We start from the raw sequence: 16,367 nt of genomic DNA, 5'->3' as shown, positions 1-16,367 counted from the left end.
GACTTTCAAGGTGGGCACGCAGGCCCGCCGGGCCGATCAGGAAGATGATCAGGCCTGCGGCGACTGCGCCCAGATGAAGAATTCGAGGTTGCCGTCGCCACCGGCGATCGCGCTGGCAAAGCCCTTGTGGACGGTCCAGCCCAGGTCGGTACAGGCGCGGCGCACCATGTCACGGGCGCGGGCGTGCTGGGCCGGGTCCTTGACGACCCCGCCCTTGCCCACGTGGTCCTTGCCCACTTCGAACTGCGGTTTGATCAGCATCAGCACCTGCCCGCCCGGCTTGAGCCAGGGTGCCAGGTGGGGCACGATCTTGGACAGCGCGATGAAGGACAGGTCGGCCACGATCAAATCGAAACCTTCGGCCGGGGCGTGCTCGCGCAGCGGGCTGTCGTCCAGCTCACGGGCATTGACGTTCTCCAGCACCACCACGCGCTCATCGGTCTTGAGCTTCTCGTGGATCTGGCCATGGCCCACTTCCACGCCCACCACGCGGGTGGCGCCCTGGGACAGCAGCACGTCGGTGAAGCCACCGGTGCTCTGGCCCACGTCCAGACAGGTCAGCCCCGATACATCAAGGTCGATCTGCTGCAAGGCGCCTTCGAGCTTGAGCCCGGCGCGCGAGACCCAGCGCAGCTCCTCGTCATTGGTGACGCGAAACTGAGCCTCTTCCGGCAGGTCTTCCCCCGCCTTGCGCAGCACGGTCCAGCCCTTGGGGCCAAGCCACTGCACCGCCCGCGCATCGATCAAACGATGGGCGGTCGAGCGGGTGGGCGCGTGCCCTTGTTGAACGATGAGTTGGTCTGCGCGTGGCATGGTATTTCCAGTGAGGTGGCCGAAGCCAGATCCAGCAACCGCCGCGGAACCGGCTCTGCCGGGCCGCTGGCGGTTGCCCCCTTGAGGGGGCGGCCGAAGGCCGTAGGGGGTGGTCAGTAACGGTACGTGTCGGGCTTGTAAGGGCCCTGCTTGGGCACGCCAATGTAGGCGGCCTGCTCCTCGGTCAGCTCGGTGAGCTGGGCGTTGAGCGTGGTCAACTGCAGGCGAGCCACCTTTTCATCGAGGTGCTTGGGCAGCACATAGACCTTGCCCACGTCGTAGGCGTCGCTGTGGGCGAACAGCTCGATCTGGGCGATGGTCTGGTTGGCGAAGCTCGACGACATCACATAGCTGGGGTGACCGGTGCCGCAGCCCAGGTTCACCAGACGGCCCTTGGCCAGCAGGATGATGCGCTTGCCATCGGGGAAGATGACGTGGTCGACCTGGGGCTTGATCTCTTCCCACTGGCACTTCTCTTCCAGCTTGGCGACCTGGATTTCGTTGTCGAAGTGACCGATGTTGCAGACGATGGCGTTGTTCTTCATCGCGGCCATGTGCTCGTAGGTGATCACGTCGCGGTTGCCGGTGGTGGTCACGAAGATGTCGGCCTTGTCGGCCGCCCAGTCCATCGTCACCACGCGGTAGCCTTCCATCGCAGCCTGCAGGGCGTTGATGGGGTCGATCTCGGTAACCCACACCTGGGCGCTCAGGGCGCGCAGGGCCTGGGCCGAGCCCTTGCCCACGTCACCGTAACCGGCAACCACGGCGACCTTGCCGGCGATCATCACGTCGGTGGCGCGCTTGATGCCGTCCACCAGCGACTCGCGGCAGCCGTACAGGTTGTCGAACTTGGACTTGGTCACCGAGTCGTTCACGTTGATGGCGCGGAACATCAGGGTGCCCTTGGCGGACATTTCATTCAGGCGGTGCACGCCGGTCGTGGTCTCTTCGGTCACGCCGATGATCTGGGCCGACTTGCGCGAGTACCAGGTGCTGTCCTCAAGCAGCTTGGCCTTGATGGCGGCAAACAGGATGCGCTCTTCTTCGCTGCCGGGGTTGGCCAGCACCGACAGGTCGGTCTCGGCCTTCTTGCCCAGGTGCATCAGCAGCGTGGCGTCCCCGCCGTCGTCCAGGATCATGTTGGGGCCTTCGCCGGCCGAACCCTTGGGCCCGAAGTCGAAGATGCGGTGGGTGTAGTCCCAGTAGTCTTCCAGCGACTCACCCTTGTAGGCGTACACCGAGGTGCCGGCTTCGACCAGGGCGGCCGCGGCGTGGTCCTGGGTCGAGTAGATGTTGCACGAAGCCCAGCGCACGTCGGCGCCCAGGGCTTGCAGGGTCTCGACCAGCACGCCGGTCTGGATGGTCATGTGCAGCGAGCCGGTGATGCGCGCGCCCTTGAGGATCTGCTTGGGGGCGTATTCCTCGCGGATGGCCATCAGCGCGGGCATTTCGCTCTCGGCGATCTTGAGTTCCTTGCGGCCCCAGGCGGCCAGCGACAGGTCGGCGATGGCGCAAGGCACGCCCTTGTGCTCAGTGATCAGTTTGGTGTTAACAGCGGACATGGACAAAGCTCCTCAACGTTCAGAAGCCGCCGTGCGCTACCGGGGGTCAAAAAGACACAGAGAGATACCACTCACCCAGCGGGACACATGCGGGTGAGCGCCGTTGCAGAAGTCAAGTCTTTCGAGCCTGGGATCCGTGGCGGACCTTGCAACGCTCCTCGAAAGCGGGCGCCAGTATAGAACGAGCGCCCCCCGCCGTGGGGCTTTTTGGTGGAAAACGGGCCGGTTGCAGGGGCTTTGACCCCGTTTGAAGCCCCCGGCGGCACATTTGGACACGAAACACCCGCGGCATGCGGGCAGACACCGACGGTGGCATTCGACGACAGGGCTAACATGACACGCCATGACAATGCCTGCGCACCGGCCCCATGACGATGCCCCCGCGCCACCGGCTCCGGGAGCGGGGGCCGTCGTGCCCGACGCGGGGCTCACCGCCCTGGCGGCCCTGGCCTGCACCCTGTGCGACACCCCGATCGCCCTCATCAGCCTGGTCACCCCCCAGCGCCAGCACCTGCTCGCCCAGGTCGGCCTGGGTGAGCCCGGTGCGCCCCTGCCCCATCTGGCCTGGACCATCGAGACCCTGAACCAGAGCGGCCTGCTCGTGGTGCCCGACGTGGCCGCGACTCCGCGCTGGCAGGACGACTGGCTGGCGAGCGGCCCGGCCGGCATCCGCTTTTACGCCGCGCTGGCCTTGCGCGGCCCCGACGGACACCCCCTGGGCACCCTGTGCGTGATGGACACCCGGCCCCGTGAGCTGGGCGCCGCCACCCTGGCACAGTTCAGCGCCCTGGCCCAGACCTTGGGCCTGTCACTGGCCCACCGCCCCGCCGATGACCTGGGGGCCCTGGGCACCGCCCCGAGCGAGCTCGACTGCTACCGCGCCATCGTCGAAAGCCAAACCGATCAGGTCAGCCTGGCCAGCCCGCAAGGCCGCCTCACTTTCGTCAACCCCGCCTACGCGGCCCACGTGGGCCGACCGGCCGAGGCCCTGATCGGCACCAGTCTGTACGAGCACCTGCCGGCCGCCGACCGCGAGGCCGTCGCCTCTCAGGTGGCCGCCGTGTGCGCCCACCGCCTGGTGATGGGCAGCGAGGTGCGCCAGCTGACGCCCGACGGCCAGGTGCGCTGGACCAGCTGGACCCACCACCCCCTGCCTGACGTAAACGGCCGGGTGTGGGCCGTGCACTCGGTCGGGCGCGACATCACCGAGCGCAAGCTGACCGAGCGCTCGCTCAAGGACAGCCAGACCCGCTTGCGCTCGCTCTACGAGTCGACGCCGGCCATGCTGCACTCGATCGATGTCCAAGGCCGCCTGCTCATGGTCAGCGACGCCTGGCTGGCCAAGATGGGCTACACGCGCACCGAGGTGATCGGGCGCAACTCGGCCGACTTCCTCACCCCCGAGTCGCACGAGTACGCCCGCAACGTCGTCCTGCCCCGCTACCTGCGCGACGGGCGCTGCGACCACATCGAATACCAGATGGTGCGCAAGGACGGCACCCTGATCGACGTGCTGCTGTCGGCCACCATGGAGCGTGACGAGCAAGGGCGCCCGCTGCGCTCGCTGGCCATCCTCGAAGACATCACCGAAAAGCACGCCGTGGAGGCGGCGCTGCGCACCAACCAGGAGCGCCTGGCCCTGGCCACCCAGGCCAACGGCATCGGCATCTGGGAGCTGAACCTGGTCGACCAGCGCCTGACCTGGAGCGAGATGATGTTCCAGATCTTCGACGTGCGCCGCGAGCAGTTCCAGGGACGCGCCGAGGACTGGCGCCGCAGCGTGCACCCCGACGACCTGGCGATGTGTGTGCAGGAGATGGAACGCGCCGTCGCCACCGGGCGGCCCATGAACTTCGACTTTCGGATTGTTCACCGCGATGGCCGCATCCACGATGTCAACGCCAGCGCCACGGTGTTCTACGACCCGGACGGGCGCCCGCTGCGCATGCTGGGCACCAATTACGACATCACCGAGCGCAAACGCATGGAGCGCGAGCTGGCCGAGAAGCACGAGCTGCTGCGCGTGACGCTGCACTCGATCGGCGACGCCGTCATCACCACCGACGCGCGCGGCCGGGTGCAGTGGCTCAACCCGGTGGCCGAGCGCATGACCGGCTGGGGCAATGCCGAGGCCGCAGGTCAGCCCCTGAGCGAAGTCTTCCACATTGTGGACGAGGCCACAGGTGAGCCGGAGATGTGCCCCGTCAGCCGTTGCCTGATCGACGAGCCGGACGACGACCGGCTCAAGCTGACCCAGCTGACGGCGCGCGACGGCCGCACCTACGGCATCGAAAACTCGGCCGCGCCCATCCGCGACGCCCAAGGCCAGGTGCTGGGCGTGGTGCTGGTGTTTCACGACGTGACCGAGCAGCGCCGCATGGGCCACGAGATGAGCTTTCGGGCCACGCACGACGAGCTCACCGGCCTGGCCAACCGCAGCGAGTTCGAGGCCCGGCTGCAACGCGCCCTCAGCGACAGCCTGCAGCGCGACAGCGAACACGCGCTGATGTACATCGACCTCGACCAGTTCAAACTCGTCAACGACGCCTGCGGCCACGCGGTGGGCGACCAGCTGCTGCGCCAGGTCACCGAGCTGCTCAACAGCTGTGTGCGCTCGCGCGACACGTTGGCGCGCCTGGGCGGCGACGAGTTCGGCGTGATCCTGGAGCACTGCGACGTCGCACAGGCCGAGCGCGTGGCGCAGAAAATCTGCGATCAAATGGAGGAGTTCCGCTTCGTGCACGAAGGCCGGCGCTTTCGCATCGGCACCAGCATCGGCCTGGTGCCCCTGGACAAGCGCTGGAGCCACGGCGACGCCATCATGCAGGCTGCTGACACCTCGTGCTACGCGGCCAAGGAGGCCGGTCGCAACCGCGTGCACGTCTGGTTTGACACCGACCAGACCATGCAGACCCGCAAGGGCGAGATGCAATGGGCCACGCGCCTGGAGCAGGCCCTGGACGAAGACCGCTTCCTGTTGTACGCCCAGCGCATCGCCCCGATTCGCCCCAATGGCGAAGGCCTGCGCTGCGAGGTGCTGATCCGCCTGCAGGACCAGGACGGCGCCATCATCCCGCCGGGCGCCTTCCTGCCCGCCGCCGAACGCTTCCAAGTGGCCTCGCGCATCGACCGCTGGGTGGTGCGCCAGGTGTTCGCCTTGCTGGCCTCGCGCCACCCGGCGCTCGACGCGGTGCACACCCTGGCGGTCAACCTCTCGGGCCAGTCGATGGCCGACCCCGCCTTCCAGCGCTACCTGCTTGAGCTCATCGACAGCCAGCCGGTCGACCTCAGCAAGCTGTGCTTCGAGATCACCGAAACCGCGGCCATCACCAAGCTGGCCGAGGCCGGCAGCTTCGTGCAGGACATGCGCCGCCTGGGCATGCGCCTGGCGCTCGACGACTTTGGGGCGGGCTCCTCGTCGTTTGGCTACCTCAAGGCCCTGCAGGTGGACTACCTGAAAATCGACGGCCAGTTCATCAAGGACGTGGTGCACGACCCGCTCGACCGCGCCGCCGTGCGCTGCTTCTGCGACGTCGCCCGGGTGATGGGCCTCAAGACCGTGGGCGAGTTCGTCGAGAACGAGCCCATCTTGCAGGAGCTGCTGGAGCTGGGGGTGGACTACGCCCAGGGCTACCTGATCCACCGCCCGGAACCGCTGGGCCAGCTGCTCGGCCTCGTCGAGCGAGGGTGACCTGCGGGGGCGAATCGGCTAGCATGTCGGGCTTCGCCGGAGTCTGCCTGCCGTGACCACCTCAGTTTTTGCCCCTGAAACCAGCCGCCGTCGCACTTTTGCGATCATTTCCCACCCTGACGCGGGTAAAACCACGCTGACGGAGAAGCTGCTGCTGTTCTCGGGCGCCATCCACATTGCCGGTGCCGTCAAGGGTCGCAAGGCCTCGCGCCATGCCACGTCCGACTGGATGGAGATCGAAAAGCAGCGCGGCATCTCGGTGGCATCCAGCGTGATGCAAATGCTCTACCGCGAGCACGTGGTGAACCTGCTCGACACGCCCGGCCACAAGGACTTCTCGGAAGACACCTACCGCGTGCTGACCGCCGTGGACTCGGCGCTGATGGTGATCGACGCGGCCAACGGCGTGGAAGCGCAGACCAAGCGCCTGATCGAGGTCTGCCGCCAGCGCGACACGCCCATCATCACCTTTGTGAACAAGATGGACCGCGAAGGCCGCGACCCGCTCGAATTGCTCGATGAGGTCGAGCAGGAGCTGGGCATGCCCTGCGTGCCGATGACATGGCCGGTGGGCCAGGGCAAGCAGTTCGGCGGCATCGTCAACCTGCGCACGCAGTCGATGCGACTGTTCGACGCCGGTGCCGACAAACGTGGCGAAGCCGACGAGGTCGTGCCGCTGAGCGAGCGCGACAAGCTGCATGCCCGCTTTGGCCATGAGTGGGAGCTGGCCGAACAGAACATGGAGCTGATGGCCGAGGCCGCCCCGGCCTTTGACCTGGGGCTGTTCCTGGCCGCCAAGCAGACCCCGGTGTTCTTCGGCTCGGCCGTGAACAACTTCGGCGTGCAGGAGGTGCTCGACGCGCTGGTGGACCTGGCGCCTTCGCCGCGTCCGCGTTTCAGCACCGAGAAAGACGGCTCGCACAAGGAAATCACCCCGGACATGGAGAACTTCTCCGGCGTGGTCTTCAAGGTGCAGGCCAACATGGACCCCAGCCACCGCGACCGCATTGCGTTTGTGCGCGTGTGCTCGGGCAAGTACACGCCGGGCATGAAGCTCAAGGTGCAGCGCTCGGGCAAGGAACTGCGCCCCACCTCGGTGGTGACCTTCCTGTCACAGCGCCGCGAGGCGGTGGACGAGGCCTTTGCCGGCGACATCATCGGCTTCACCACGCACGGCGGCGTGCAACTGGGTGACACCATCACCGATGGCATCTCCCTGCAATACACCGGCCTGCCCTTCTTCGCGCCCGAACTGTTCCAGACGGTCGAGCTGGCCAACCCGATGAAATCGAAGCAGCTGCAGGCGGGCCTGGTGCAACTGGGGGAAGAAGGCGCCATCCAGGTGTTCCGCCCCGAAGTCGGTGGCTCGATGCTGCTGGGCGCCGTCGGTCAGCTGCAGTTTGAAGTGGTGCAGCACCGCCTGAAGGCCGAGTACAGCGTCGACATCCGCCTGATGCCTTGCCGCTTCGTGGGCGCACGCTGGATCACGGCCGACACCCCGGCGGCCCTGAAGAAGTTCACCGACGAGAACGCCAGCAAGCTGGCGCTGGACGCGGCCGACACCCTGGCCTACATGATGACCTCGGCCTACGACCTGCGCCTGACGGCCGAGCGCCACCCGCAGGTGCACTTCCACCCGCTGCGCGAGCACGCGGGCCTGAGCCTGTCGAACCAATGAGCCGGAAGGTGGGGCGCCGGGTTCAGCCCGGCTGATTCCAGAGCTGATCGAGGTTCTGGAAGCCCCACTGGCTCTTGGACTCGCGCGAGACGATCTGGTCCACGGTCTTGCTCAGGTCGAGCAGCTCGACCGGGATGGGCTGGTTGGACTTGGTCGAGAAGAACACGCGCACGATGGGCGAGAGCAGCGAGCCGCTGCCTTGCTCCACCACCACGGCCAGGCGGCCGGACTGCAGCTTGACCAGCGAGCCGGTGGGGTAGATGCCGATGCTCTTGACGAAGGCCTGGAAGACGCGCTCGTCAAAGTGCCCTTCCTTGGTCCAGGCCGCCATTTTCATCAGCGAGTCGGCCGGATCCCAGCCCGCCTTGTAGGGCCGGTTGGAGGTGATGGCGTCGTAGACGTCGCACACCGCGCCCATCTTGGCGTACAGGCTGATCTCGTCGCCCTTGAGGCCCTTGGGGTAGCCGCGGCCGTTGACCTTTTCATGGTGGTGCAGGCACACGTCCAGCGCCACCGGCCCCACGGCCCCCCCTTCTTTGAGGAGCTTGTAGCCCTCGGCGGGGTGGCTCTTCATGATGGCGAACTCTTCCTGCGTGAGGGCGCCGGGCTTGTTGAGCACCTCCAGCGGCATCAGGGCCTTGCCCATGTCGTGCACCAGACCGGCCATGCCGGCTTCGCGCGCCTGGTCCTCGCTGAGCTTGAGTTGGCGGGCCAGCGACACCATCAGCGCGCACACCGCCACCGAGTGCATGAAGGTGTAGGCGTCACTCGTCTTGAGGCGCGCCAGGCTGACCAGGGCGCCGGGGTTGCGCTCGACCGAGTCGGCGATCTCTCGCACCAGCGGCAGGCAATGCTCGGTGTCGATGGCCTTGCCCATGCGGGCGTCCTGGAACATGCTGCGCATGGCCTCGCGCGACTTGGCCAGCACGCGTCCGGCCCGGGCCAGCTCCTCGCGAAAGGTGGCGCGCTCCTGAGGCGTGGCCGGCGGCGCCAGCGGCATCGGCGCCGTGGGCAGGGGCTCGGGCAGGTCGGCGAAATCGGTGGACGGCACCTCGATGTCGTCCATCACGGCCATGTCCACGTCGCGGCCCTTGTCGGTGTCGATGACCACCTCGCGGATCGCGCCGAGCTGGGCGATCTGCGCCTCTTCGGTCACCTTGAAGGAGCCACGCCAGAAGGGGTGATCCAACCAGGAGCCGCACACCTCGTGAACATGCATGCCAACGCGCAGGGAATCGGTGGGAATCTTTCGGAGCATGGTCAGACGAAGATGCAGACGCGGCTGCGGTTCAACCGATCTTAGGACCGATGAACGCGCATCGTTCAGGAGGGCTGCGTGAAATCACCGCAAAGCGCGTCATTTTACTCAGGGTTACCCCTAGCACACCTTCATTACAGTGAGGTTCGCGCGCAACATGCGCATGTCATTTGTTCACCTGGGGTGCGTCACCCCTTCTCTGGTCCTCGGCATGCGTCTTCACAACCTGGGCATCGCCCGCAAACTCTGGCTGGGCGTGATCTTCCTGATCGTCGCCAACGTGTTCATCGTCGGCTTTTCGGGTGTGCGCACGGCCAAGCTCACGGCCCGCTCGGAAACGGCATCGGCCTTGATCGATGCCAAGCTGTCTGCCACCCAGCAATGGACCAGCCTGAGTGAGGCCGAGGCCAACCGGGCCGCCGCCCTGAGCCACGTCGAAGGTGGCTCGAACGCCCTGGCCGACACCCGTCAGCAAAGCCAGGCCAGCCTGGTGAGCCTGCGCCAGCAACTCGATGCCCTGGCGCTGGACGAGGCCGACCGCGCGCAGCTCGCGCGCATCGACGCCGCCCAGGCGCAGTTCCAGCAGGCGCTGCGTGACCCCGCGCAGGTCGAGTCGGCGCTGAAGGCCTACGCCGAGGCGCTGCGCGAGTTCGCGGCCATGCAGCCGCGCGCCGCCATCGCCTTGCGCCACCAGATTGCCGAAGAGCGCCGCAAGACCGTGCTGCTGGCCGGCGTGATGGGCGTGGTGGTGCTCAGCACCATGGCCCTGGGTGCCGCGCTGCTGATCCGCTCGATCCGCCGTCCCTTGAACGCGGCGGTGGCCGCCGCCGCCCAGATGGCCGCCGGCGACCTGCGCGTGCGCATCCCCACCCACGGGCAGGACGAGATCGGCCAGTTGCTTGGCTCGCTGGACACCTTGAGCCGCTCCTTGAACGGCCTGGTGGGCGATGTGCGCCACACCACCGACAGCATCTACACCGCCTCCAACGAGATCGCCGTCGGCAACCAGGACCTGTCCAACCGCACCGAGCAGACGGCCGCCAACCTGGAAGAAACGGCCTCGTCGATGATCGAGCTGACGGGCAATGTGCAGGAGTCGGCCAATGCGGCCCAGCAGGCGCACGCGCTGGTCGAGCAAGCCTCGGCCACCGCACGCCGGGGCGGCGAGGTGATGGGCCGGGTCGTGAGCAACATGGACGGCATCGCCCAGGCCTCGCGCAAGATCGGCGACATCATCGGGGTGATCGACGGCATCGCCTTCCAGACCAACATCCTGGCCCTGAACGCGGCCGTGGAAGCGGCCCGAGCGGGCGAGCAGGGCCGTGGCTTTGCCGTGGTGGCCGGCGAGGTGCGCACGCTGGCACAGCGCAGCGCCGAAGCCGCACGCGAGATCAAGGGCCTGATCGGTGCCTCGGTGACGCAGGTGGAATCGGGCTCCAAGCTGGTGCAGGACGCCGGGACCACCATGCAGGAAATCGTCAATGACGTGGTGCGCGTCAGCAGCGTGATCAGCGAGATTTCGGCCGCCGCCGCCGAGCAAAGCAGCAGCATCGGCCAGATCAACCAGGCGGTGAGCCAGCTTGACCAGATGACGCAGCAGAATGCAGCCTTGGTGGAGGAGTCGACCGCTGCGGCCGCCAGCCTCACCGAGCAGGCCCAACGCCTGACCGCGGCGGTCAACGCCTTCCAGACCGACGCGCAACGGGCCTGACACGGCGCCAGCGCGGGGGCAGCGCGTCCGCCCGAGGCCCGCAGCTCAGCGTCAGCGCAACGCGTCAACGATCTGGCAGCGCCGCCAGCTGGCGGTCGTGCCAGCGCGCCAGCAGCACCTGGGCCAGCAGGGCACCCAGCGTGGCCATCAGCATGTCGGCCTGGGTGTCGAACGGGTCGCCCTGGGTGGCCAGGAACTCGTCGGCCCCGGCGCCCAGCGCCAGCGCCGTCCACCACTCGATGAACTCGTAGACGGCGCTGATGGCCAGGCACACGCTGGTGACCAGGAAGAACAGCCAGCCGCCCGGCTTCAGCGGCGTCTGGCGCAGCAGGATTTCACGCGCCACCATGGCCGGGATGAAGCCCTGCGCCAGGTGGCCGATGCGGTCGTAGTGGTTGCGGCTGAAATCGAACCACTCCTGCAGCCAAAAACCCAGCGGCACGCGGGCGTAGGTGTAGTGCCCGCCCACCATCAGGATGATGGCGTGGAGCAGGATGAGGGTGTAGACCAGAGGCGTGAGCGGAAAGCGCGAGCGCGTGAAGGCCAGCACCGGCACCGCGATGAACACCGGCAGCACCTCCATGACCCAGACACCGGGGTCATAGGCCCCGATCCAGGACCAGACGAGCACGGCCAGCAAAATGGCCAGCCAGCTGGCGACAGGCAGGTGGGTGCGAGCGGTCATTCAGGGTCTCCCAGGCAAGCAAAAGGCCGCACGCGGCGGCCTTTCATTGTGCACGGGTGTGATCAGCCCTTGAGGCCGGCCGCGTCGCGCAGCAGCGGCGCCTTGTCCAGCTTCTCCCACGTGAACTCGGGCTCCTCGCGACCGAAGTGGCCGTAGGCCGCGGTCTTTTGGTAGATCGGGCGCAGCAGGTCCAGCATCTCGATGATGCCCTTGGGACGCAGGTCGAAGTGGGCATTCACCAACTTGGCGATCTGGTCGTCAGGAATCACCCCGGTGCCCGCCGTGTTGATGGTCACGTTCATCGGGCGGGCCACGCCGATGGCGTAGGCGACCTGCACCTGGCACTTGCGGGCCAGACCGGCGGCCACCACGTTCTTGGCCACATAGCGGGCAGCGTAAGCGGCCGAGCGGTCCACCTTGGTGGGATCCTTGCCCGAGAAGGCGCCACCGCCGTGCGGGCAGGCACCGCCATAGGTGTCGACGATGATCTTGCGACCGGTCAGGCCGCTGTCGCCCTGCGGGCCACCGATGACGAAACGACCGGTCGGGTTGATCAGGTACTTGGTCTCGGCCGTCAGCCATTCCTTGGGCAGCACCGGCTTGATGATCTCCTCGCGCACCGCCTCATAGAAGCTGTCCTTCATCTTGTGCGACGTCTCGGACTGGTCCGGGCTGTGCTGGGTCGACAGCACCACGGTGTCGATGCCCACGGGCTTGCCGTCCACATAGCGCAGGGTGACCTGGCTCTTGGCGTCCGGGCGCAGGAAGGGCAGGCGGCCGTCCTTGCGCAGCTGGGCCTGACGCTCCATCAGGCGGTGGGCGTAGTAGATGGCCGCGGGCATCAGCTCGGGCGTCTCGTCGCAGGCGTAGCCGAACATCAGACCCTGGTCACCGGCACCGATGTTCAGGTAGTCGTCGCTGGCGCGGTCCACGCCCTGGGCGATGTCGTTGGACTGCTTGTCGTAGGCGACCAGCACGGCGCAACCCTTGTAGTCGATGCCGTACTCGGTGTTGTCGTAGCCGATGCGCTTGATGGTGTCACGCGCGACCTGGATGTAGTCGACGTTGGCCTGGGTCGTGATTTCACCCGCCAGCACGACCAGACCGGTGTTGGTCAGGGTCTCGGCGGCGACGCGGGAGAGGGGGTCCTGCGCCAGGATGGCGTCGAGGATGGCGTCCGAGATCTGGTCGGCGACCTTGTCGGGGTGGCCTTCAGAGACGGATTCGGAAGTGAAGAGATAGTCGTTTGACACGCTGTGGGCTCCATTGCTGAAAACATAGACCTCGGCGTCGCCAAGGCTGTGAGCATGGAAAAGGTGCACAGCGGCGAACGCTTTAGCGGGATTTGTGAATCGCCCCGCAAGTTGTCCTGTTAACTCGGCGATGACCATAGTGTAGCCAAACTCGCCGGCGCGTGCAGCGTGGGATCTGCGAAGATCAGGGTTTTGTGTTCTGGCTCAAGCTCCGTTTCATGGCCCGCCTGTTTTTCATGCTGTCACGCTGGCCCCTGGCCGTGCTGCACCCCCTGGGCAGCCTGCTGGGCTGGCTGGCCTACCTGCTGTCCCCCTCCTACCGGCATCGCCTGAACGCCCACGCCCGCGCGGCCGGGCTGAGCCGCAGGCAGCGCTGGCAAGCCGTGGCCCATGCCGGCAAGATGGTCAGCGAATCGCCCCGCCTGTGGGGTCGCCCGCGCGACCTGCCGCTGGGCGACAGCGTGCGCTGGGTACGCCCCGAAGTGGTGGACGCGGCCCTGGCCGAAGGCCGTGGCCTGCTGCTGCTCACGCCCCATTTGGGCTGCTTCGAGATCACGGCGCAGGCCTATGCCGACCGCTTTGGCGCACACAAGCCCATCACGGCGCTGTACCGCCCGGCCAAGCAGGCCTGGCTGGCCGAGCTGATGAAGAACGCCCGCAACCGCCCCGGCATGCTCACCAGCCCCGCCACCCTCAGCGGCGTGCGCCAGATGCTGCGCGCCCTGAAAAAGGGTGAGACCGTGGGCCTGCTGCCCGACCAGGTGCCGCCCGCAGGCATGGGCGTGTGGGCGCCCTTTTTTGGCCGCGAGGCCTACACGATGACGATGGCCGCCAAGCTCGTGGCCCAGACCGGCTGCGCCGTGGTGCTGCTGCGCGGAGAGCGCCTGGGCTGGCGTGCACGCCGAGCCCACGGTTGCGACTACATCGTGCACGCCGACCGCGTGGCCCTTGAGACCGAACAACTGCTCGCCGGGGGCGATGCGGCACAATCCGCCGCCGCCGTGAACCGGTTGATGGAAGAGATGATCATGCAAGCACCCGAGCAGTACCTGTGGGGATACAACCGCTACAAAGGCCCCCGCGCCGAGATCCTGACCTCGGCCAGCAGCGGGGAGGGCCAGGCATGAAGGAGATCGGTCTGCGCCTGGCCCTGGGCCTGCTGTGGCTGCTGCACTGGCTGCCCCTGCCCTGGCTGGCCGCCCTCGCCCACCGCCTGGGCCGCTTGCTCTATCACGTGGCAGGATCGCGCCGCAAAGTGGGCCTGCGCAACCTCGAGCTGTGCTTCCCCGACATGCCGGCGGCCGAGCGCGAGGCCCTGCTGAAGCAGCACTTCCAGTGGCTGACACAGAGCCTGCTCGACCGCGCCGTGCTGTGGTGGGCCTCGCCCGCGCGCATCAAGGGCCTGATCCAGGTCGAAGGCGACATTGAACTGGCCGAGCGCGTCTACCAGACCGAAGGCCGCGCCACGATGTGGCTGTGCCCGCACTTCGTCGGGCTGGACGTGGCCGGTGCGGCCATCCTGCTGTGCCAGTCGCGACCCGGCGCGTCCATCTACCAGGCGCAAAGCCACCCGCTGATGGACAAGCTGATGAAGCGCGGCCGCCTGCGCTTTGGCGACGCCCAGATCTTCCCACGCAGCGACTCGGTCAAACCCCTGCTGCGCGCCATCAAGGACGGCCGGGGCTTTTTCAACCTGCCCGACATGGACTTTGGCCTGCAGGACGCCGCCTTCGTCCCTTTCTTCGGCGTGCCGGCAGCCACCCTGTTGGCGCCGTCGCGCATGGCGCGCATGCTCCACATGGTGGTGCAGCCCGTGATCACCGAACTGCTGCCAGGGGGCCGGGGTTGGCGGGTGCGCTTTCTGCCGGCCTTGCAGGACTTCCCCACCGCCGATGCCCAAGCCGATGCCGCGCAGATGAACCACTTCATCGAGCGTGAAATTCTCAAACAACCTGCGCAATATTTGTGGGTTCACCGTCGTTTCAAGACAAGACCCCCAGGGGAAACGCGCTTTTATTGACCGCACCGGGGTGATTCTGCGTCGATACTCAGGATCCGTTGCAAATCCCACGTCCCGCCAACCGCGGCCGGGGACCTTTCACGAGATTGAGGAGTATCGGCACATGAATTTGATCACCTGGTTGCGGCGATTTTCCATCCGCTCCCGCCTGATAACCTGCATGGTCCTGGTGGTGGGCATTGGCACCATCGTGGGCTCCGGCATGAGCTGGCAGTTGTGGTCCCTCAAGGGCGAGTTCGATGACTTCACCCAGCAGGAGTTCGCCTCGGTGCAGCGCATGGCCAAACTGGCCCTGAACCTGTCGTCACTGCGCGGCCACGAGAAAGCGGCCATCATCAACGCCGGGGATTCGGTGTCGGCGCAGACCGAGGTCAAGGCCTGGCGCGAGGCCCTGAAGGCCACCGAGCAGGCCACCCAGGCCCTGCAGGACGTTGCCCCCAACGAGGCCATCAAGGCCCAGATCCAGGCGCTGCAGCCCAAGCTCGCGGGCTATGGGCAGTCGCTGGAGCCGCTGCTGAACCTGGTGACGTCGGAGTCGATGACCTCGTCGGCCGAGGCCTATCAGAGCAGCACGGCCGCGCGTGCCGAGGCCGACGCCATCGAGCGCCAGGTCAACGAGCTCAATGAGAGCATCACCGAGCTGGCCGAGGCCCGCCGCGTCAAGGCCACGCAAGGTGTGACGAATGCCATCGCCCTGCTGTGGGGCCTGCTGCTGTCGCCCGGCTTCATCTTCCTGCCGCTGATGGCGCTGACCATCCTGTCGATCACCATCCCGTTGCGCCGCGCCGAAGGCATCACCCAGGCGATCGCCCACGGTGACCTGACGCACGACATCGAGCCGCGCGGCCACGACGAGATCACCCACCTGATGGTGTCGATGAAGCACATGCAAGATGGGCTGCGCGAAATGGTGGCCTCGGTGCGCGAATCGTCCGAGAGCATGTTGACGGCCAGCACCCAGATCGCGGCCGGCAACCAGGACCTGTCCAGCCGCACCGAGCAAACGGCGTCCAACCTGCAGTCCACCTCCTCGGCGATGGACGAGCTGAGCAAGACGGTCGAGAACTCGGCCGATTCGGCCCATGTGGCCAACGACCTGGCCAGCACCGCCAGCCAGCGGGCCGTCGCCGGCGGCGAGGTGGTGGAGAGTGTCGTCACGCAGATGGCCGACATCAGCCAGGCTTCGCGCCAGATCGGCGACATCATCGGCGTGATCGACGGCATCGCTTTCCAGACCAACATCCTGGCGCTCAACGCCGCGGTGGAAGCCGCCCGGGCCGGCGAGCAAGGTCGCGGCTTTGCGGTGGTGGCCGGCGAGGTGCGCTCGCTGGCCCAGCGCAGCGCCGAGGCCGCCCGCGAAATCAAGGCCCTGATCGGCAAGTCGACCGAGCGGGTCGAAATCGGCTCGCAAAAGGTGCGCGAAGCCGGCGCGGTCATGACCGATGTCGTGGACGCCATCCAGCGCGTGACCCACGCCATGGGCGAAATCGCCGAGGCCACCCGCCAGCAGTCGATGGGCATCGGCCACGTCAGCCAGTCCATCAACCAGCTCGACCAGATGACGCAGCAGAACGCCGCGCTGGTCGAGGAGTCGGCCGCCGCCGCCGACAGCCTGCGCCAGCAGGCCATCGAGCTGTCGCGCACGGTGCAGCGCTTCCACATCGAAGTCAGCGCCAACGCGGCCATTCAGGCCTGA

General features: G+C 67.0%; 11 protein-coding genes and 1 riboswitch. Of the genes, 6 read left to right on the top strand and 5 right to left on the bottom strand.

Going from position 1 to position 16,367, the window contains the following annotated elements; all coding sequences use genetic code 11:
* Positions 1-48: 48 nt before the first annotated feature.
* Positions 49-813: a TlyA family RNA methyltransferase gene (locus AC3WW4_RS01595; protein WP_488826643.1), complete on the bottom strand. Its 765-nt coding sequence runs from the start codon at positions 811-813 to the stop codon at positions 49-51.
* Between the two features lie 113 nt (positions 814-926).
* Positions 927-2,375 (bottom strand): adenosylhomocysteinase, encoded by a 1,449-nt coding sequence (gene ahcY / locus AC3WW4_RS01590; protein ID WP_488826642.1) that lies wholly within the window; start codon positions 2,373-2,375, stop codon positions 927-929.
* A gap of 88 nt (positions 2,376-2,463) precedes the next feature.
* Positions 2,464-2,541, bottom strand: a riboswitch (S-adenosyl-L-homocysteine riboswitch).
* Between the two features lie 177 nt (positions 2,542-2,718).
* Here ahcY and AC3WW4_RS01585 point away from each other — a divergent pair.
* Together AC3WW4_RS01585 and AC3WW4_RS01580 are read left to right on the top strand one after the other, a co-directional pair.
* Complete coding sequence (locus tag AC3WW4_RS01585) at positions 2,719-6,066, top strand: PAS domain S-box protein (RefSeq protein ID WP_488826641.1); 3,348 nt, start codon at positions 2,719-2,721, stop codon at positions 6,064-6,066.
* A 52-nt stretch (positions 6,067-6,118) separates the two neighbouring features.
* A complete protein-coding gene (locus tag AC3WW4_RS01580) occupies positions 6,119-7,744 on the top strand; it encodes a peptide chain release factor 3 (protein ID WP_488826640.1) in 1,626 nt (541 codons plus the stop codon).
* Between the two features lie 22 nt (positions 7,745-7,766).
* Here the strand turns inward: AC3WW4_RS01580 and AC3WW4_RS01575 are convergent, their stop codons facing one another.
* Positions 7,767-9,002, bottom strand: coding sequence for a cyclic di-GMP phosphodiesterase (locus AC3WW4_RS01575; protein ID WP_488826639.1), 1,236 nt, complete (start codon positions 9,000-9,002; stop codon positions 7,767-7,769).
* Positions 9,003-9,213: 211 nt separating this feature from the next.
* On the opposite strand from AC3WW4_RS01575, the gene AC3WW4_RS01570 reads away from it, so the two are divergent.
* Positions 9,214-10,713 carry a methyl-accepting chemotaxis protein gene (locus tag AC3WW4_RS01570; RefSeq protein ID WP_488826638.1) on the top strand — a complete coding sequence of 500 codons (1,500 nt, stop codon included), beginning with the start codon at positions 9,214-9,216 and terminating at the stop codon, positions 10,711-10,713.
* A 64-nt stretch (positions 10,714-10,777) separates the two neighbouring features.
* Here the strand turns inward: AC3WW4_RS01570 and AC3WW4_RS01565 are convergent, their stop codons facing one another.
* Positions 10,778-11,398, bottom strand: coding sequence for a DUF2238 domain-containing protein (locus tag AC3WW4_RS01565; RefSeq protein ID WP_488826636.1), 621 nt, complete (start codon positions 11,396-11,398; stop codon positions 10,778-10,780).
* Positions 11,399-11,460: 62 nt separating this feature from the next.
* Positions 11,461-12,651, bottom strand: coding sequence for a methionine adenosyltransferase (metK, locus tag AC3WW4_RS01560; protein ID WP_488826635.1), 1,191 nt, complete (start codon positions 12,649-12,651; stop codon positions 11,461-11,463).
* Positions 12,652-12,869: 218 nt separating this feature from the next.
* Here metK and AC3WW4_RS01555 point away from each other — a divergent pair, with 218 nt between their 5' ends.
* The 3 genes from AC3WW4_RS01555 (at position 12,870) to AC3WW4_RS01545 (ending at position 16,367) form a co-directional block, all read left to right on the top strand.
* Positions 12,870-13,778 carry a lysophospholipid acyltransferase family protein gene (locus AC3WW4_RS01555; protein ID WP_488826634.1) on the top strand — a complete coding sequence of 303 codons (909 nt, stop codon included), beginning with the start codon at positions 12,870-12,872 and terminating at the stop codon, positions 13,776-13,778.
* Entirely contained in the window at positions 13,775-14,671 is an 897-nt protein-coding gene (locus AC3WW4_RS01550) for a lysophospholipid acyltransferase family protein (RefSeq protein WP_488826633.1), read from the top strand. Before AC3WW4_RS01555 ends, AC3WW4_RS01550 begins: the two co-directional genes overlap by 4 nt.
* 103 nt (positions 14,672-14,774) lie before the next feature.
* Positions 14,775-16,367: a methyl-accepting chemotaxis protein gene (locus tag AC3WW4_RS01545; RefSeq protein ID WP_488826632.1), complete on the top strand. Its 1,593-nt coding sequence runs from the start codon at positions 14,775-14,777 to the stop codon at positions 16,365-16,367.

This window comes from Aquabacterium sp. TM01, from assembly GCF_057808345.1.
This window is presented reverse-complemented; position numbering and strand designations above follow the sequence as displayed.